Origin of the sequence: Fulvimonas sp. R45, assembly GCF_030504985.1 — a bacterium.
Lineage (GTDB): Bacteria > Pseudomonadota > Gammaproteobacteria > Xanthomonadales > Rhodanobacteraceae > Rhodanobacter_A.
The window spans coordinates 20061-38259 of record NZ_JASERU010000002.1 but is presented as its reverse complement, the minus strand read 5'-3'; the positions used below and the strand labels follow the sequence as shown (position 1 = coordinate 38259).

Here is an 18199-nt window from a genome sequence, read left to right as displayed (position 1 = left end):
CCGTCGTGCCGGCATATCGGCGGTATCATTGCGTTTCCCTGCCGGAGCCTCCCATGTCCCTCGACGCCACCACCCGCGAACGTATCGAAACCCTGCTCAAGGACCACCGCGTGGTGCTGTTCATGAAGGGCCACCGCATGCAGCCGATGTGCGGTTTTTCCGCCGCCGCCACCAACACGCTCAACGAACTGCTGCCGGATTACCACACCGTCAACGTGCTGGACGACCCCGAGATCCGCGAAGGCATCAAGGAATTCGGCCAGTGGCCGACCATCCCGCAGCTGTACGTGGACGGCGAGCTGGTCGGCGGTGCCGACATCATCCGCCAGATGTACGGCAGCGGCGAACTGCACCAGCTGTTCGGCCTGGCCGCCCCTGACCGCACGCCGCCGGACATTACCATCACCGACCCGGCCGCCGAGGCGATCCGCCAGGGCACGGCCAACGCCGAAGGATTGGCGCTGCACCTGGAGATCGGCCCCGACCACAGCGCCGGCTTCCAGCTCGCCCCCGCCGGCGAGCACGACATCGTGGCTCACGCGAACGGGCTGGAAGTGCACTTCGATCCCGCCAGCGCCCAGCGCGCCAAGGGCATCGTGATCGACTGGGTCTCCACCGTGCAGGGCGAGGGCCTGAGCCTGAAGTTCCCCGGCGCGAACGAAGTGAAGCCGCTCGCCGTGGACGAACTCGCGCGGCGCCTCGCCGACGGCAGCATCACCCTGATCGACGTGCGCCCCGCCGCCGTCCGCACCCAGCTGCCCGCGCTGCCGCAGGCGCGCATCCTGGAGGACGAGGGTTACGAAGCGCTGGCCGCCCTGCCCAAGGACACCCCGCTGGCCTTCATCTGCCAGCACGGCATCTCCAGCCAAGGCGTGGCCGGACGCTTCGCGGCACACGGCTTCAGCCAGGTGCACAACGTGGAAGGCGGCATGGAGGCGTGGGCGGCCGGGGCCGGACCCGATGCGTCCCGGCACTGAGTCGCTCGGAGGCATCCACCACCGCCTGGCGCCGGCGATGCACTGAAACCATCACCATGGCCATCGGAGACAACCCTTCGCCCTTGCGCGGCGCCGCGGCCGGGGCGGCTTCCCCCCCTGCCGCGCGCCTGTTGCGCGAAGCCGGCGACGCCTTCAGGCAGCAGCGTCTCGATGTCGCCGAACGCGCCGCAACAGGCCTGCTGGCGCTGGAACCCGGCAACCCCGAAGCCCATCGCCTGCTGGGCTTCATTGCGCTCGTCCGCGACGAAAGCGCCGTGGCCATCGAGCATCTGCGGCACGCCAGCGCGGCACTACCCCGCGATTCGACCATCCGGATGGCCTTGGGCAGCGCCCTGTTCGACAGTGGCGCCACCGAAGAAGGGCTGGCCTGCCTGCAAGAAGCCTGCGACCTGGCCCCGCTTGCCCCTGCGGCATGGTACAACCTCGGTCGCGCGCTGCAGGCCGCGGCCCGTATCCCGGAGGCCAGGAGCGCACTCGAGAAGGCGCTCTCGCTCGCTCCCACGCACGTCAAGGCACGCATCACGCTTGCCGACGTGCTGGCCAACCTCGGCGATACGGCGTCGACGGTAAGCCATTACCGGGAAGTCCTTCGCCAGGAACCCACAAACGCCAAGGCATGGTTCGCGCTCGCCAACCTGAAGACCGTAGCCTTTGCCATGGAGGACGTGACTAGGCTCCGCGGACTGTTCCGCCGGGAAGAATCACCCGCCGACGCGCGCGCCCAGTTCGGCTTCGCGCTGGCCAAGGCGCTGGAGGACCAGAAAGATTACCCCGCCGCCTTCGACGTCCTCCGCCAGGCCAACGGCATCAAGCGCCGTTCCTCGCCATGGAACGCCGCGGAGGAAACGGCGCGCGTCGAATCGATCATGCGCGCGTTCGGCACGACACCGCCCCGCCCGCTGCGCGGCTCCCTGGGCGAAGAGGCGATCTTCATCGTGAGCCTGCCGCGGTCGGGCTCGACCCTGCTCGAACAGATACTGGCCTCGCATCCCCTGGTCGAAGGGGCCAACGAGATCGACGATCTACCTTGGATCCTCGGCGAGGAATCGAAACGTCGCGGCTTGCCGTTCCCGCAATGGGTCCCCGCGGCCACTGCCGAAGACTGGGCACGGCTGGGCGGGGAATACCTCGAGCGCACCCGCCGCTGGCGGCGGCAGCGCCCGCGCTTCACCGACAAGAACCTGGACAACTGGGCCTTCGTCGGTGCGATCAGGGCGATGCTGCCGGGCGCGAAGATCGTCAATTCACGACGCGACCCGGTGGAAACCTGCTTCGCCTGCTACCGCCAGCTGTTCCGCGCCGGTGCGAACTTCAGCTACGACCTGGACGACATGGCCCTGCACTATGCGGCCTACGACCGGCTGAGCCGCTTTTGGAAGGAACGCTTCCCGCAAGACTATCGCGACCAGCGGTACGAGGACCTGCAGGATGATCCCGAGGGGCAGATCCGGCAGCTTCTGCGTTTCTGCGATCTGGAGTTCGACCCGGCCTGCCTCGCATTCCATGCCACCGAACGGCCCGTGCTCAGCACCGCCAGCGCAGCCCAGGTCCGGCAACCGATGCGCAAGGACACCGCGCGCGGCCGCTTCTACGCCGGCGAACTCGAGCCGCTTCGCATCCGCCTGCGACAGGCGGGCGTGACCTTGTCACCTTGCTAACGCGGCCGGCCCGCGACATGACCACTGGCACATCGCCCCCATGAAAAAGCCGCCGGACGAATCCGGCGGCTTCGGGGCACTGCAATGGATGCCCGGTCCAGGGGCGATCCGCTTACCAGTCGTAGGTCACGCCGAGCTGCACGTAGCGCGGCAGCTCGCTGCCCGCGGTGAGCATGTACGTGGGCTCCGGCGCGGCGGTCAGGCCATAGCCGTAGTCGTACTGGGTCGCCTTCTGCTCGTTGAGCACGTTGAAGACCTGGACCTGGAAGCCGAGCTTCCTGCCCGCCCAGAGCGGCCGATAGGCCACCTGCAGGTCGAGCTGGTGCGTCCACGGGGTACGGCCGTTCGCGGCCGGCGGCATCGGCTTGCCACCGCAGTAGTGGTAGTCGGTGTTGCCGTAGTTGTTGAAGCCGGATATCTCGTCCGTGCCGTAGGCGCCCAGGCAGAACTTCGGATACCCCGAGGCGATCCGCAACTGCGCCCCCACGGTCCACTCCGGCGTCAGCTGGTAGTAGCCGTAGGCGCGCAACTGGTGCCGCTGGTCGTTGGCCTGCACGCCGCCCGCGTATTCCATGAGCTGGCTGAAGTCCCACTGTTCCGTCGCGGACTGCGAGCTGCCGCCCTGGCCGATGCTCGACTGCACCGGTCCCTCGGTGTTGCCATAGCTGCGCGAGAAGGTGTAGTCCACCTTGCCGTACCACGTGCCGTCGAACGGATGCTCCAGGTACATGTCCAGCGCGTAGTACTTGCGCTTGAGCTTCTGGAAGCCCATCTGCTCCCGCGTGATGGTGGCCTCGTCGTAGCCGCCCACCTCGTTCTTCACCCGGATGGTGTTGGTCTGGCCCGGGTTGATCAGGTAGGAACCGTTGAGGTCGCCGATCTTCAGGGTCGCGGGGTCGGCGCCCTGGGCGATCAGCTGGTCGTAGATGATCTGCTGGTCGCCCCAGTCGTCGATCGCACGTCCCATGCGGTTGACGATGCCGGTGACACCATAGACCCAGGACTGGTTGATCTGCTGCTGCATGCCCAGTACGAACTGGTCCTGGTACTCGGGCTTGAGATTGGTGGCGGCCACCGTCTTGGGGTCGATGGGCGTACCGTCCGAGTTGTTGATCGGCACCACGCCGCCCGGGGCGTTGGTGGCCAGCGGATACGTGACCAGCGGCGCGCCGGTCTGCGGATCGATACCTTCGTAGGTGAAGTACTGCTGCGTGTAGAGCGGCGCGCCGGCGGCGCGCAGGGCGACACTGCTGGGCATCGCGATGTAGTAGCGGCCCACGTTGCCGAACACCTTCAGGCTCGAGTCGCCCAGCACGTCCCAGCTGAAGCCGAGCCGCGGCGCCCACTGCGGGCTGGTTTCCCGCAGGTAGGCCACGCCGGCCGGATTGTAGTTGGTGAACTGGTCGTTGCGCAGGCCGAGGTTCAGCAGCAGGTTGGGCGTGACCTGCCAGTTGTCCTGGATGTACTGCGCGCGCTGCGCCACCTTGACGGTGGCACTGGTGACATAGACGTACTTGGAGACAATGTAGCCGTCTTCGCCGCCCGGCTGGGTATTGGGTGCCGCCACGTTGTAGACGCCTGAAGCGACCGGCTTGCCGGCATCGACGTGGTGGTAGTCCCAGGCGAAGCCCGGGCCCGTCATCAGGCTGCCGTCATCGCTGTCGACGTCGTTGTCGTTGTCGATGCCGAACTGCAGGTCGTGGTCGCCCAGCCTCCAGTCCAGGTCCAGGCGGTAGTTGGTGACGGTGGCTTTGTGGCTTGGGTTGGCGATATTGGTGCTGGTGTTCAGGCTGGTGATGCCGGGGCCGCCATAGAGCGGGTTTTCGTTGCCCGAACCGAGCACGTTCGCCGTGTCGGGAGCCAGCCCCGGGACCGGCGGCTGCTCGACGTAGTAGCTGTTGTGCATCTTGCCGACCATGGCGGTCATGGTCAGGTTGTCGGTGAGGTACGAGGTGTACTTCGCGATCCAGATCTTGGACGTGTCCTTGGTGTACTGACCGTAGCTCTGGAACGCGCCCTGCTGCTTCGTGTCGTAGTCGAAGCCGTAGATTTCCGGCGCGCTGGTCTGGTACGAGTTCTGGATGCCGGTCAGCGAGAGGATGTTGTTCTCGTTGATGTTCCAGTCGAGCTTGGCGTAGTACTTCGGCGCCTTGGTCGTCGAGAAATCCACCTGGCCGCCGCCGGACGTGATCGGCTGCACGTTGCTGTTGCTCGTCTTGTTGGCCTCGGCCGACACGAACATGTACAGCTTGTCCTTGATCAACGGGCCACCCGCGTAGACGTCGTAGACCGTGTTCCAGGTGCTGCTGGCCTGGCGATAGCGGTAGAGATCGCCGTACTGCTGGCCCGGCGTGGTCACCCGCGGATTCGCGTAGTGGTAGTTGACGTAGTCCGATTGCGCGAACGCCGGTTGCCACAGCACCTGGCCGCCGAAGTGCCATTCGTTGGTGCCGCTCTTGCCGATCTGGCTGATCACGCCGCCGGCCGAGCGGCCGTACTGGGCGCCGTAGCCGCTGGTCAGCGTCTGCTGCTGATCGATGGAGCCGTAGGGCAGCGTGATGCCGCCGGTGTCCGAGAGCGGATCGGTGGTGTTGAACCCGTTGATGTAGTACGCGTTTTCGACGACCGTCGAGCCGCCGAAGGAAACCAGCGGGTCGCCCATCGGGCCGTTGCCCAGCCGGGCCGCGCCCTGGGTGGTTCCGGGAGCCAGCAGGGCAATGGCCGCGGACGTCCGGGCCAGCGGGAGCCGCGCAAGCTGTTGCGAGGTGATCGTGGTGTTCTGCGTGGTCGAGGTGACGTCGATCGCCGGCAACGCGCTGGCCGACACCGTCACTGCCGCCAGGTTCTTCGCGTTCGCGCTGGCGGCACCTGCGCCGGCCCCGGCGAAATCGGCCTCGAGCGCGCCACCGGCCACCGGGCTGACGTGCTCGTGCGTCTGCACGACCGCCCCGTTCTGCAGCAGGCTCACCGTGTACGAGCCTACCGGGACGTTGATGGAGTAATGGCCCGACGGATCGACCTGCACGGTGCGGTTGAAGCCCGAACCACCCGACACCTGGATGGCCGTGCCGCTGGCTGCAGGCGCCGTGCCGAAGATGGTGCCGGTCGTGGCCTGGGCGGAAGCCTGCCCCGACAGGGCGAAACCTGCCGCGATGGCCAATGCCAGCACCGTGCGCTGCGCATTCCCCTGGGACACGCGCGTGACTTTCTTGATACTCATGGGAGAGACCCCTCCGGTTGTAGTGACACCGTCCGGAATTCGGAGGTGCGGTGGCTGTGCACGCCACGAAGAGCCGGGGAGAACGGCCACGCACCATGGCCGCGGGACGACTTCGTGGCTCCCGGTCGCAAGAGCGACGGAGGCGTGCAGGTGATCGACCGGCGGATCCGGCAAGCGCCCGATCCGCAATCTTCCGGGATGATTAGATCGATCTAACTTGAGGGTAGATCATCTCGTAACGAAAAATCAACAATAGTAATTTGCTTTTTGCAACAAAATCTTGCGAACGGATACCGTGTCGTCGCCACGGATGCCCTTGCAACACCCGGAGCACCGCACCAACCGCCCGCGCGAAGTCGCGCGAGCGGCCGGAACACCCCTTACTCCCCTTCGCTGTCGCCCTCGAAGCGCAGGTGCTTCACGCTGCGGCCGTTGCGGCGCACCAGCTTCAGCGCCTCGATGCCGATGCGGATGTGCGACTCCACGAAGTTGGCGGTGACGCTGCGGTCGCTGGCCTCGGTCTTCACGCCTTCCGGGATCATCGGCTGGTCGGAGACCAGCAGCAGCGCGCCGCAGGGGATGCCGTTGGCGAAGCCCGCCGCGAAGATGGTGGCGGTCTCCATGTCGATCGCCATGCAGCGGGTGCGGCGCAGGTAGTCCTTGAACGCGTCGTCGTGCTCCCATACGCGTCGGTTGGTGGTGTAGACGGTGCCGGTCCAGTAGTCGTGGCCGAGGTCGCGGATCATGGTGGACACGCCGCGCTGCAGCTGGAACGCCGGCAGCGCCGGCACCTCCGGCAGCAGGTAGTCGTTGCTGGTGCCCTCGCCGCGGATCGCCGCGATCGGCAGGATCAGGTCGCCGATCTGGTTCTTCTTCTTCAACCCGCCGCACTTGCCCAGGAACAATGCGGCCTTCGGCTCGACGGCGGCGAGCAGGTCCATCACGGTGGCGGCGTTGGGGCTGCCCATGCCGAAGTTGATCAGGGTGATGCCGTCGGCGGTGGCGTTGGGCATGGGCCGGTCGCGCCCGCGCACCTCCACCCCGTGCCACTGCGCGAACAGTTCCACGTAGTGGCCGAAGTTGGTGAGCAGGACGTACTGGCCGAACTGGTCCAGCGGCGTGCCGGTATAGCGCGGCAGCCAGTTGGAGACGATCTCGTGCTTGTCTTTCATGGTGGCTCTTGGTCGGCGCGGCGGGCCTCCGCTGCGCGTTACCGGCGACGCCACGCCGGCGAGATGCCAAAAGATGCGCGCGCATGATAACGCCTGGCCCGGCGCCGCCGCACTCTCCTGCGCGCCACCTTTCCATTTTTCCGAGTTTCCGGCGCCGACGTGCGTGCTATGGTCGCCGCGCCGACCGACGGAGGGGTATGCCATGCGCATGGGAGTGGCCATCGACGCGTCCTGCGACCTGCCGCAGGCCTTCCTGCAGCAGCACGACATCACGGTCCTGCCCATCACCGTGCGCGTGGACGGCGACACTTTCAAGGACGACCGCGCGCCCGCCGAGGTCCACCGCTTCCTGGACCTGAAACTGGGCAGCCGCAGCCACAGCGCCGAGACCGAACCCTGCCCGGCGGAGGACGTGCAGAAGCTGTTCCTGGACAAGCTGGTGCTGGAACGGGACTGCGTGTTCTGCCTCACCATCACCGCCACCCGCAGCCCGATCTTCGACAACGTCACCAAGGCCAGCTTCGCGGTGCTGAAGGGCTACCGCGCCGTGCGCGAGCCGGCGGGGCTGGCCGGGCCGTTCCTGCTGCGGGTGATCGACACCCGCACCATGTTCGCCGGCGCCGGCCCGGTGGTGGTGGAAGCGACCCGGCTGGTGGCCGCCGACGAGCCGCCGGCCACCATCCGCGAACGGCTGGCGCACGTCGCCAACAACGCCTACGGCTACATGCTGCCGCGCGACCTGTACTACCTGCGCGCCCGCGCCAAGAAAAAGGGCGACAGCAGCGTGGGCCTGTTCAGCGCCGTGCTCGGCTCCACCCTGGACATCAAGCCGATCCTGCGCGGCTACCGCGGCGAAACCGGCCCGGTGGGCAAGGTGCGCGGCTTCGAGCAGGGCACCCAGGCGCTGTTCGGCTACGCCGCCCGGCGCGTGCACGCCGGCCTGCTGGTGCCGGTGGTGTGCCTCAGCTACGGCGGCGACCTCGCCGAGCTGCACCAGTTGCCCGGCTACGAACGCCTGCGCGCGGCCTGCGAGGAACGCAACGTGGCCCTGCTGGAGGCGCCGATGAGCATCACCGGCATGGTCAACGTGGGCGAAGGCGCGGTGACGCTGGGCTTCGCCGCCGAGGAACACGACGCCGAGTTCTGATCCGCGTCGTCGCGGCCTGCCGTCGGGCCGCATAGAATCGCCGCATGACCCGTCACGGCATCCTGCTCCTGCTGCTCCTGGCCGCCGCCCCCGGCGCGGCGGCCACCACGGTCTACAAGTGCATTACCCCCGACGGCCGGGTGAGCTACCAGGGCAGCGCCTGCGCCGCCGGCCAGCGCCAGCAGGTCATGCAGCTCGCGGACCCGGCGCCGGTCGCGCTGCCGCCGCCGCTGCCCATCGCCGCAACCCAGGCGCCCGCACCGTCCGCCCCGCCCCCGGTGGCAGCGCCGCCACCCGCGGCGCCGCTGCCGGTGCTGTACCGCTGCGTGCGCGCCACCGACGGCAAGACCTACCTCAGCGGCAACGGCCAGCCCGCGCCCTACCTCGCGCCGCTGGGCATGCTCGGGGTACTGCCGTCGTCACTGGCCGACACCTACGGCGCGGCCAACCACATGGGCCACGGCAAGGTCACCGCGGGACTGGTCGCCAGCCACTACACCTGGGTCCAGGACAGTTGCCGCGAGCTGGGCCCGCGGGAAACCTGCCAGGCCCTGCGCGACGCCTGGGACGAGAACGAGGACAAGCTCCGCCGCGCCTTCCAGAGCGACCAGCCGCCCCTGCTCCAGCGCGAAGCCGAGCTGCGCGCGCAGCTGACGAACTGCTGATCACTTCCTGCTCAAGGCAAGGCAAGCGCCTGATGCGCAAGGCCGCCGGTCGCTTGTCCACAGGCTTGCCACCAGGCTTTCCCCAGCGGCTGTGGAAAACGCCTCAGAACCCGTAGTTGAGGAAGCCACCGTCCACCGCCAGCACCTGGCCGGTGACGTAGCTGGCCGCGGGCAGGCACAGGAAGGCGATCGCCGCGGCCACCTCCTCCGGTTCGCCGATGCGGCGCAGCGGGGTGCGGTCCAGCACTTCCTCCAGGTAGTCCTCGTCGGCCAGCGCGGGATCGGTGCGCTGGGTGCGGATGTACCACGGCGCCACCGCGTTGACCCGGATGCCGTCCACCGCCCACTCGGCCGCCAGGTTGCGGGTGAGCTGGTGCAGCGCGGCCTTGCTCATGCCGTAGGGCGAGCCGGTGCGCACGTGGGTGGCGCCGGACACCGAGCCCACGTTGACGATCGCCGCGTTGGCGTGCTGCACCAGCTGCGGGTGCGCCAGGCGGCACATCTCGTAGGCGGAGAACAGGTTCTGCTCGAAGATCGCGCGGTAGTCGGCGGCGGCGTAGTCCAGCGTGGCCATCGGCCGGTTGCCGCCGGCGTTGTTGACCAGCAGCGACAGCGGCAGGCCCAGGTCGGCCACCCAGTCGAACACCGCGAGGCGATCCTCCGCCTCGGCCAGGTCCGCGCCGAAGGCCAGCACGTCCACGCCGGGAAAGTCGTCGGCCAGGTCCACCCGCACCTGCTCCAGGTAGTCCTCGTCGCGCGCCACCAGCAGCAGGTTCGCGCCCAGCCCGGCCAGCTCGCGCGCAGCGGCCAGGCCGATGCCCTTGCTGGCGCCGGTGATCAATGCGGTGTGGCCTTGCAGCTGCCACGCGTCGATGCGGCTGTTCATGCGCCAGAGCTTACACGAACCGCCTTGCCCCCGGCCTCCCGCGGCGGGACACTGGCGGCATCGACGCTACCGGGACACCGCGATGAAGACCCTGCCGCCGCTGCTGTGCCTGTTTGCCCTCGCCGCCTGCACCGGCAAGCCGCCCGAACCGCAGGCCGGCGGCACCGGCCAGGCCCGCGCCGCTTCCGTCGCCACGCCGTGGGACGCGCTGAAGCAGGACGAGCAGCGCGCGAAGGACGTGCAGAAGCTGGTGAACAAGCAGGCCGAGCAGCAGCGCAAGCAGATCGAGGCGCAAACGCAGTAGACCTCCCGCACGTCCGGACGTCTGGACGTCCATCCTTGCCAGCCGCCGCGTTTGCGGGCATGGTGCCGGCATGACCGCCGAAACCGCCATCGCCGACGCTTCCGTACCCTTGCTGGAGATCGACCGCGCCACCGTGCTGCGTGACGGGCGCGCCATCCTCGACCGCCTCGACCTGTGCATCGCGCAGGGCCAGCATGCCGCCATCCTCGGGCCCAACGGCTCGGGCAAGTCCACCCTGGTGAAGCTGGTCGCGCGCCAGCTCTATCCGCTGGCGCACGGGGACGGCCGCAGCCCGGTGCGGGTGTTCGGGCGCGAACGCTGGAACGTGGCCGAACTGCGCGGCCTGCTCGGCATCGTCTCGCCGGCGCTGCAGCGCGACTACACCAGCGAGGCGCCGCTGGAGGTGTTCGACGCGGTAGTCTCCGGCTTCTTCGCCGCGCGCGGGCTGGGCCTGGACCACCACGTCAACGAGTCCATGCGCGAACGCGCGCAGGCGGCGCTGGACCAGCTCGACGCCGCGCACCTGGCCGGCCGCGAGATGGCCAGCCTGTCCACCGGCGAGGCGCGCCGCGTGCTGATCGCCCGCGCCCTGGTCCACCGTCCGCGCGCCCTGCTGCTGGACGAACCCTGCGCGGGACTGGACCTGGCCAGCCGCCGCCGTTTCCTGGAAAGCCTGCGCGCGCTGGCCCGCGGCGGCACCACCCTGCTGCTGGTGACCCACCACGTGGAGGAGATCGTTCCCGAGATCGGCCACGTGCTGCTGCTCAGGGACGGCCGCGTGCTGCGCCAGGGCGGCAAGGCCGACACGCTCACCGACGCCGCGCTGGGCGAGACGTTCGACATGCCGATCCGCGTGCGGCGGCAGGGCGACTGGTACAGCGCAGCCGTCGACTGACGCTGCGCGCGGCCTCCCGCTGCGGCGCCGGTTGGCCGCAACGGCGTCAGTGCGGCGTGCAGAAGCAGTAGGCGTACACGTTCGGCTTGCCCGGCTCGGCCTGGCGCAGCAGGGCCAGGTCCGGCGCCGCCAGCATGCCGGCCTGCGCCACCCAGGCCGGCAGATGGATGCCGTAGCCGCGCAGGGTGGCGGCCGTCGCGCTGCGGTTGAGGTTGAGCATGAAGCGCTCGAAGGTGCCCAGCGGCGCCTCCTCGTAGCGTACCGGCGCGTCGCTGCCGAGGCCGGCCAGCTTCGCCGCGTCGGCGACGGCGTCGCCGAGGCCGCCGAGTTGGTCCACCAGGCCGCGCTGCAGGGCCTGGCGGCCGGTCCACACGCGGCCCTGGGCGATCGCGTCGATGGCGTCGTAGCTCTTGCCGCGCGCCGCGGCCACGCCGCCGACGAAGTCGCGGTAGCCCTTGTCGATGATCGCCTGGATCACGCCGCCCACCTTCGGGTCCAGCGGCCGGGTGATGTCGAACGCGCCGGCCAGTGGGCCGGTGGCCACGCCGTCGCTGGCGACGCCGAGCTTGGCCAGCGTGCCGGGCACCGTGTAGTACAGGCCGAAGATGCCGATCGAGCCGGTGATGGTATTCGGCTCGGCCACGATGCGATTGGCGTTCATCGAGATCCAGTAGCCGCCGCTGGCCGCCACGTCGCCCATCGACACCACCACCGGGATGCCGGCCTGGCGCGCCAGCTCCACCTCGCGGCGGATCTGCTCGGCGGCGTACACCTCGCCACCGGGCGAATCGACGCGCAGCACGATCGCGCGGGTGCGCTTGTCGTGGCGCGCGGCGCGGATCAGCGCGGCGGTGGATTCGCCGCCGATCTCGCCGGGCGGCTGGCGGCCGGAACCGATCTCGCCCTCGGCCACCACCACCGTCACGCCCGGCGCGAACGGGTCGGGACCGGGCAGGCCGGACGCGTACTGCGCGAAATCCACCTGGCGGAAACCATGCCCCTGCTTGCCGGCCGGCACGCCCTGCTTGCGCAACATCGCGATCAGCTGGGCACGGGTGGCGGTGCCGTCGATCAGGTGTTCGTCCAGCGCCAGCCTGGCGAGGTCGCCCTGCGTGGCGGCAAGCTTCTCCGGCAATTGGTCGATGTCGGCGCGCAGCGCGGCCGGATCGAGTTTGCGCAGTTTCGCCACCTCGGCCAGGTAGTCGTCCCACAGCCCGCCCATCCAGTAGCTGTCGGCCTGCTTGGCCGCGTCGGAGGCGTGGTCGAGCACGTAGGGTTCGGCCGCGCTCTTGAACTGGCCCACCCGGAACAGGTGCACCTCGACGCCCAGCTTGTCCAGCAGGTCCTTGTAGAACAGCCGGTAGTTGGCCAGCCCGGTGAGCATCAGCTCGCCCCTGGGATCGAGCAGCACGCGGTCGGCATGGGCGGCGAGGTAGTACTGGAACTGGTCCAGGCTGGCGCCCCAGGCAACCACCGGCTTGCCGGCGGCGCGGAAACGGTCCAGCGCCGCGCCCACCTCGCGCAGCGCGGCGAAGCCGCCGCTGCGCAATTGGCTGGGGTCGAGCAGGATGCGGCTGATGCGCGGATCCTTCGCCGCGGCGTCGATGGCTCTCACCAGATCGCGCACCTGCACCTGCTTGGGCGCTTCGCCGGACAGGCCGGCCAGCGCGCGCTGCAGCGGCTCCACGCTGTACTGCTCCACCAGCCTGCCGCGCGGTTGCAGCACCAGCACGCTGCCGTCCATCACCGCGTTGTCGCCGCGCCCCGCGTACACGCCCAGCACCAGCAACAGCAGCAGGAACAGCACGGCGAAGAACACCACGTTCAGGATCACCAGCCGCACCGCATTGATCCCGCGTCCGATCACGCGCAGGAAGGCCCAGAATCCATTCGGTCGGCGCGGCTGGCGCAGGGGCGGAGGCGGCATGGGATGTCCTTGCGAAAGGCTGCAGCCTACCTGTTCGCGTGAAGGCCGTCAGCAGGTCATGGGCTGGGCGGGATGTAGGGCAGCTCGTCCAGGCAGCTCTCGCCCACGAAGTGCGGGTGCCGCGAGCTGCGCCAGAAGCGCGCGAACAGCAGCACCGCCGCCACCGAGAGCCCCGCGATCAGCCCCATCCACATGCCGCGCGCGCCCAGCCCGTGGCGGAACGCCAGCCACCAGCCCACCGGCATGCCCACTCCCCAGTAGGCGAACAGGGTGATCGCCATCGGCACGCGGGTGTCCTTCAGCCCCCGCAATGCACCGTTGGACGCCACCTGGATGCCGTCGGAGAACTGGAACAGCCCGGCCAGCACCAGCAGCTGCGCGGCCAGCGCGGTCACCTTCGCATCGTGCGTGTACAACGAGGCGATGAAATGCGGCAGCGCCAGCATCAACCCCGCCGACACCAGTTGAGTGACCAGGGTGAGGCCGATGCCGCAGAAGCCGGCATAGCGCACGCCGGCCGGATCGCCGCGCCCCACCGCGTTGCCCACCCGCACCGTGATCGCCATCGCCAGGCCCAGCGGAATCATGAAGAACAGCGAGGCCACGTTCAGCGCCACCTGGTGGCTGGCCACCACGTCCTCGCCCAACGTGCCGATCAGCAGCGCCGCCGCCACGAACAGGCCGGCCTCGGCCAGCAGGGTCACCGCCATCGGCAGGCCGATGTGCAGCAACTGGCCGATGCGTCGCCAGTGCGGCCACTCGAAGCGTTCCAGCAGGTTCAGCCCGCGATAGTTGCGGTGGTACAGCACGTAGGTGGCGAAGCCCAGCATCTCCACCCACAGCGCGGTGGCGGTGGCGATGCCGCAGCCGCGCGCGCCCTGCGGCGGCAGGCCCAGCCGGCCGAACATGAACACGTAGCCCAGCGGCACCAGCAGCAGCAGGCCGCCGAAGCTGAAGTACATCGACGGCCGCGTCAGCGACAGCCCCTCGGACAACCCGCGCAGGGCGAAGTAGCAGGTCAGCGCCGGCGCGCCCCAGCTGATCGCGCGCAGGAACTCGCCCACCGAGGTGTACAGGCTCGGCGCCACGCCGATCAGCTTGATCAGCGGCTCGGCATGGCGCACCACATACCACAGCAGCACGCCCAGCGTGGCCGCCAGCCACAACGCCTGGCGGAACACCCCGCCCACCTCGGCCCGGCGGCCGGCGCCGTCGAGCTGCGACACCGACGGCGGCACCGACATCATCACGCCGATGCCGCTGACGATCGCCAGCGACCAGATGCTGGCGCCGACCGCCACCGCGCCCAGCACGTGCGCGCTGTAGTGGCCGGACAGCATGGCGTCGATGACGTTGCTGCCGATGGCGGCGAGCTGGGCCAGGATGAGCGGCAGCGCGAGGCGCACGGTGGCGCCGATCTCGCGCGCCAGGCGGGCGCGATCGGGACGGAAGGCATTCATAGGGCAGGGTCTCGGGTGCCGCGATTGTAGCCGAGCCGGCTGCGCACTGCCGCGCCGCCGGCCAGGTGTGCCAAGATCATCCGTTGCGTCGCATGGGGTAAGGGGAATGAAGGAACTGGTGTCGTACGAAGGCCTGCATTGCGCCAACTGCAGCCATGCGTTGCAGGGCGAGTTCTGCCACCACTGCGGGCAGTCCGTGCACAGCGTGCTGAAGCCGGTGCACCACATGACCGAGGAAGCGATCGAGACCATCCTGCACATCGATGGCCGCATCCTGCACACGCTGCCGCCGCTGTTCCTCAAGCCCGGCTTCCTCACCCTGGAATACTTCTCCGGCCGGCGCATGCGCTACATCGCGCCGTTCCGGCTGATGTTCGTGCTGTGCCTGCTGGCGTTCTTCCTGTGCCACCTGGCGATCGACCGCATCGGCCTGCAGCCGTCGCCGCTCCACGTGCACACGAGCGGCGCGGACTTCGCCCACGCCGACGATGCCGACGACGTGCAGGACCTGCTGGGCAAGCAGCTGAAGAACGCCCAGCAGGCCTGCGTCAAGCTCGGCGACCTGATCTACGGCAACTGCATGCAGGCCGCCGAGACGACGCTGCGCAAGCAGGCCACCGACCGGCTGACCGCGCTGCACGCCGACCCTTCGCTGGCCTCGGCCAAGGTCGTGCCCGTGCCCCCGTTCCCCGCCGGAAACGACGACCAACCCGACCATTTCGAAGCCCACGTACCCTGGCTGCCTGCCTTCGCCAATGCCTGGCTGAGCCAGGCGGGGCAGCGCGCGGGCGAGAACATGCACGCCGCCTTCCACGGCACCGGCGAGGAGCGCGCGCAAGCCATCGAGCGGCTCGAGGCGGGCATCTTCGGCCGCCTGCCGCAGGCCATGCTGGTGATGATCCCGCTGTTTGCGCTGCTGCTGAAGCTGTTCTACGTGTTCAAGCGGCGGCTGTACATGGAACACCTGATCGTGGCGCTGCACAGCCATGCCTTCCTGTTCCTGTGCCTGTTGCTGGGCGTGCTGCTGGACCTGCTGGCCGGCGGGCTGGCGCCGCACGCGGCCTGGGTGAAGACCCCGCTGCACTGGCTGGAATGGGGGCTGGCGCTGTGGTCGATGGCCTACCTGCTGCTGATGCAGAAGCGCATCTACCACCAGGGCTGGCCGATGACCCTGGTGAAGTACTGGTGCGTGGGCTGGTGCTACTTCTGGCTGCTGCTGTGGGTGCTGGTCGGCGCGATGCTGCTGGGCGCCGCGTACTGAGAGCCCCCACCGTGGCCCATGCACGATTTCGGCAGGCGGCCGGGCCGCCCGCCGACGGGTTTTGCACAGCAGCAAGTGCTTGACATCCGGGCTTGTCAAGCCTTGCGACGCCCTTTCACCACGCCCCGGCACATGTTGCAAGTCATTGATGGAAAAGCTTATTCATTCCTGATTAAAACTTGCCCAAGGCGTCCCGGGCGCCGTTCCCATGCGCCTTCGGGACGTCTCTCCCCGGCGCATCCACAGACTTATCCACAGGACTTGTGGATAAACGGAAAACCCACTGGCACAGAGTCACTTACCCAAGCTTCCTGCCGTGTCCGGCAGCAAGGCCCGGCAAGCGCCCGTCACCTACAGCGCTTCCCTCCGGCCGGCCGGCATCGGCCACGCGTTACACTGGGCGCCACGAGGTCCGCATGCCAGCCGTACTCCGCGTCGCCCTGCCGGTTCCCCTGCCCCGCCTGTTCGACTACCTGCCCCCGGCCACCGGCCGGGCGGCGCCGGGCAGCCGCGTGCTGGTGCCGTTCGGACGCGGCAGGGCGGTGGGCGTGGTGGTCGACGCCCCCGGCGACAGCGCGGTCGCCCCCGCCCGGCTGAAACGCGCCCTGCGCGTGCTGGACGATGCCCCGCTGCTCGATGCCGAACTGATGGCCACCCTGGCCTGGGCCGCCGACTACTGGCTGGGCGCCCCCGGCGAAGCCTACGCCAACGCCCTGCCGCTGGCCCTGCGCGAACCGCGCCCGCTGCCCGACACCCGCGGCGAAGCCTGGGCGCTGACCGTGGCCGGCCGCAGCGCGCTGGACGCAGGTAGCCGGCGTGGCGGCAGCCGGGCGCTGCTGCAGGCGTTGGCCGCCGGCCCGCTGGACGCCATCGCCCTCGCCGCGGCCTTGCCGGACTGGCGCGCCGCCGCCCGCCGCCTCGACGCGGCCGGGCTGATCGAGCGCACGACGGCGGCCGCGACGGCAATCCCCGTCGCCACCGCCGCCCCGGTGCCGAGCGCCGAACAGCAGGCCGCCATCGCCGCCGTCGCCGACGCGTTCGGGCGCTTCCAGCCGTTCCTGCTCGACGGCGTCACCGGCAGCGGCAAGACCGAGGTCTACCTGGCGCTGATCGCCCGGGCGCTGGCGCAGGGAAAGCAGAGCCTGCTGCTGGTGCCGGAGATCGGCCTGGCCCCGCAGACCGTGCGCCGCCTGCGCGAACGCCTGGGCGTGCCGGTGGAGGTGCTGCACTCCAACCTTGCCGAAGGCGAGCGCGCCCGCGCCTGGCTGCGTTCGCGCAGCGGCGAGGCGAAGGTGATCCTGGGCACCCGCTCGGCGGTGTTCACCCCGCTGCCGCAGGCCGGCCTCGTCATCGTCGACGAGGAGCACGACGGCGCCTACAAGCAGCAGGAAGGCTTCCGCTACCACGCGCGCGATCTCGCCGTGGTGCGCGCCCGGGCGCTGGGTGTGCCGGTGCTGCTGGGCTCGGGCACGCCCTCGCTGGAGTCGCTGGCCAACGTGCAGGCGGGCCGCTACCGCGCGCTGCACCTGCGCGCGCGGCCCGGCGCCGCGCGGCCGCCGCAGGTGCAGATCGTGGACATGCGCGCGCAACGGCTGGAGCACGGCCTGTCGCCGACGCTGCTGGCCGCGGTGGCCGACACCGTGGCGCGCGGCGAGCAGGCGCTGGTGTTCAAGAACCGCCGCGGCTACGCACCGGTGCTGCTGTGCCATGCCTGCGGCTGGCACGCCGACTGCCCGCGCTGCGAGCACCCGCTCACCCTGCACGCCGGACGCCGCACGCTGCTCTGCCATCACTGCGACTACCGCAGCGCCGTGCCCGCCGCCTGCCCGGCCTGCGGCGTAGCCGAGCTGAAACCGCAGGGCCAGGGCACCGAGCGGCTGGAGGAAGCCCTGGCCGCTCGCTTCCCGGACGTACCGGTGCTGCGCATCGACCGCGAGACCACCCGCCGCCGCGACAGCTTCGAACAGTTGCTCGACGGGCTGCGCAACGCGGCAAAGCCGGCGATCCTGGTCGGCACGCAGATGCTGGCCAAGGGCCACGACCTGCCCCGGCTCACCCTGGTCGCCATCGTGGGCGTGGACGAGGGCCTGCTCAGCGTGGACTTCCGCGCCGGCGAGCGGCTGGCGCAGACCGTGGTGCAGGTGGCCGGGCGCGCCGGGCGCGCGGCGCGACCGGGCCGGGTGCTGCTGCAGACCCACCATCCCGAGCACCCGCTGCTGCGCCAGCTGCTGGCCGAGGGCTACGCCGCCGCGGCGCAGACGCTGCTGGCCGAACGCCGCCTCGCCGGGTTGCCGCCGTTCGGCCACCAGGTCCTGCTGCGCGCCGAGGCGCACCAGCGCGCCGCCGTGGACGCCTTCCTCGCCGCCGCGGTGGACGCGCTGCCCGCCGGCCACGGCCTGCAGCTGGCCGGCCCGATGCCCGCGCCGATGCCGATGCGCGCCGGGCGGCAACGCGGCCAGCTGCTGCTGGAGGCGCCCCGGCGCGGCGAGCTGCACCGCATCGCGCGCCCCTGGTCGCTGCAGCTGGCGGAGCTGCCGGCCGCGCGCAAGGTGCGCTGGTCGCTGGACGTGGACCCGGTCGACCTCTACTGAATCCCCCTGCCTGGA

The 18199-nt window shown here is 69.8% G+C and carries 13 protein-coding genes; 8 read left to right on the top strand and 5 right to left on the bottom strand.

The annotated features are described in order from the left end of the window. The first annotated feature begins 53 nt into the window (after positions 1-53). Both grxD and QMK61_RS01790 read left to right on the top strand, forming a co-directional pair. Positions 54-977 (top strand): Grx4 family monothiol glutaredoxin, encoded by a 924-nt coding sequence (gene grxD, locus QMK61_RS01795; protein WP_302070013.1) that lies wholly within the window; start codon positions 54-56, stop codon positions 975-977. Between the two features lie 56 nt (positions 978-1033). Continuing rightward, the gene (locus QMK61_RS01790; protein ID WP_302070011.1) at positions 1034-2656 is read left to right on the top strand and encodes a tetratricopeptide repeat-containing sulfotransferase family protein; all 1623 of its coding nucleotides are present in this window, start codon (positions 1034-1036) and stop codon (positions 2654-2656) included. 112 nt (positions 2657-2768) lie between these two features. Here the strand turns inward: QMK61_RS01790 and QMK61_RS01785 are convergent, their stop codons facing one another. Together QMK61_RS01785 and QMK61_RS01780 are read right to left on the bottom strand one after the other, a co-directional pair. After that, positions 2769-5876 carry a carboxypeptidase-like regulatory domain-containing protein gene (locus tag QMK61_RS01785; protein WP_302070009.1) on the bottom strand — a complete coding sequence of 1036 codons (3108 nt, stop codon included), beginning with the start codon at positions 5874-5876 and terminating at the stop codon, positions 2769-2771. A gap of 380 nt (positions 5877-6256) precedes the next feature. Further along, entirely contained in the window at positions 6257-7048 is a 792-nt protein-coding gene (locus QMK61_RS01780; RefSeq protein ID WP_302070007.1) for an AMP nucleosidase, read from the bottom strand. A 202-nt stretch (positions 7049-7250) separates the two neighbouring features. On the opposite strand from QMK61_RS01780, the gene QMK61_RS01775 reads away from it, so the two are divergent. Both QMK61_RS01775 and QMK61_RS01770 read left to right on the top strand, forming a co-directional pair. Then, positions 7251-8195, top strand: a complete 945-nt coding sequence (locus QMK61_RS01775) for a DegV family protein (RefSeq protein WP_302070006.1) — start codon at positions 7251-7253, stop codon at positions 8193-8195. Between the two features lie 44 nt (positions 8196-8239). Next, entirely contained in the window at positions 8240-8860 is a 621-nt protein-coding gene (locus tag QMK61_RS01770; RefSeq protein WP_302070005.1) for a DUF4124 domain-containing protein, read from the top strand. 103 nt (positions 8861-8963) lie between these two features. On the opposite strand, the gene QMK61_RS01765 is transcribed toward QMK61_RS01770, so the two are convergent. Then, the gene (locus tag QMK61_RS01765) at positions 8964-9746 is read right to left on the bottom strand and encodes an SDR family oxidoreductase (protein ID WP_302070004.1); all 783 of its coding nucleotides are present in this window, start codon (positions 9744-9746) and stop codon (positions 8964-8966) included. A gap of 82 nt (positions 9747-9828) precedes the next feature. Between QMK61_RS01765 and QMK61_RS01760 the strand changes: the two genes are divergently transcribed. Then, complete coding sequence (locus QMK61_RS01760) at positions 9829-10050, top strand: hypothetical protein (protein WP_302070003.1); 222 nt, start codon at positions 9829-9831, stop codon at positions 10048-10050. Positions 10051-10120: 70 nt separating this feature from the next. Next, positions 10121-10945, top strand: a complete 825-nt coding sequence (locus QMK61_RS01755) for an ATP-binding cassette domain-containing protein (protein WP_302070002.1) — start codon at positions 10121-10123, stop codon at positions 10943-10945. A gap of 46 nt (positions 10946-10991) precedes the next feature. Here the strand turns inward: QMK61_RS01755 and sppA are convergent, their stop codons facing one another. Together sppA and QMK61_RS01745 are read right to left on the bottom strand one after the other, a co-directional pair. Then, the gene (sppA, locus tag QMK61_RS01750; protein WP_302070001.1) at positions 10992-12872 is read right to left on the bottom strand and encodes a signal peptide peptidase SppA; all 1881 of its coding nucleotides are present in this window, start codon (positions 12870-12872) and stop codon (positions 10992-10994) included. 56 nt (positions 12873-12928) lie between these two features. After that, a complete protein-coding gene (locus QMK61_RS01745) occupies positions 12929-14332 on the bottom strand; it encodes an MATE family efflux transporter (protein WP_302070000.1) in 1404 nt (467 codons plus the stop codon). Between the two features lie 106 nt (positions 14333-14438). On the opposite strand from QMK61_RS01745, the gene QMK61_RS01740 reads away from it, so the two are divergent. Together QMK61_RS01740 and QMK61_RS01735 are read left to right on the top strand one after the other, a co-directional pair. Beyond that, entirely contained in the window at positions 14439-15593 is a 1155-nt protein-coding gene (locus tag QMK61_RS01740) for a DUF3667 domain-containing protein (protein WP_302069999.1), read from the top strand. Between the two features lie 416 nt (positions 15594-16009). Beyond that, positions 16010-18184, top strand: coding sequence for a primosomal protein N' (locus tag QMK61_RS01735; RefSeq protein ID WP_302069998.1), 2175 nt, complete (start codon positions 16010-16012; stop codon positions 18182-18184). Positions 18185-18199: the final 15 nt, after the last annotated feature.

Bases quoted from the DNA above. Each gene is read 5' to 3' on its own strand.
- grxD (WP_302070013.1), top strand. From the start codon at position 54: ATGTCCCTCGACGCCACCACCCGCGAACGTATCGAAACCCTGCTCAAG.
- QMK61_RS01790 (WP_302070011.1), top strand. From the start codon at position 1,034: ATGGCCATCGGAGACAACCCTTCGCCCTTGCGCGGCGCCGCGGCCGGG.
- QMK61_RS01785 (WP_302070009.1), bottom strand. From the start codon at position 5,876: ATGAGTATCAAGAAAGTCACGCGCGTGTCCCAGGGGAATGCGCAGCGC.
- QMK61_RS01780 (WP_302070007.1), bottom strand. From the start codon at position 7,048: ATGAAAGACAAGCACGAGATCGTCTCCAACTGGCTGCCGCGCTATACC.
- QMK61_RS01775 (WP_302070006.1), top strand. From the start codon at position 7,251: ATGCGCATGGGAGTGGCCATCGACGCGTCCTGCGACCTGCCGCAGGCC.
- QMK61_RS01770 (WP_302070005.1), top strand. From the start codon at position 8,240: ATGACCCGTCACGGCATCCTGCTCCTGCTGCTCCTGGCCGCCGCCCCC.
- QMK61_RS01765 (WP_302070004.1), bottom strand. From the start codon at position 9,746: ATGAACAGCCGCATCGACGCGTGGCAGCTGCAAGGCCACACCGCATTG.
- QMK61_RS01760 (WP_302070003.1), top strand. From the start codon at position 9,829: ATGAAGACCCTGCCGCCGCTGCTGTGCCTGTTTGCCCTCGCCGCCTGC.
- QMK61_RS01755 (WP_302070002.1), top strand. From the start codon at position 10,121: ATGACCGCCGAAACCGCCATCGCCGACGCTTCCGTACCCTTGCTGGAG.
- sppA (WP_302070001.1), bottom strand. From the start codon at position 12,872: ATGCCGCCTCCGCCCCTGCGCCAGCCGCGCCGACCGAATGGATTCTGG.
- QMK61_RS01745 (WP_302070000.1), bottom strand. From the start codon at position 14,332: ATGAATGCCTTCCGTCCCGATCGCGCCCGCCTGGCGCGCGAGATCGGC.
- QMK61_RS01740 (WP_302069999.1), top strand. From the start codon at position 14,439: ATGAAGGAACTGGTGTCGTACGAAGGCCTGCATTGCGCCAACTGCAGC.
- QMK61_RS01735 (WP_302069998.1), top strand. From the start codon at position 16,010: ATGCCAGCCGTACTCCGCGTCGCCCTGCCGGTTCCCCTGCCCCGCCTG.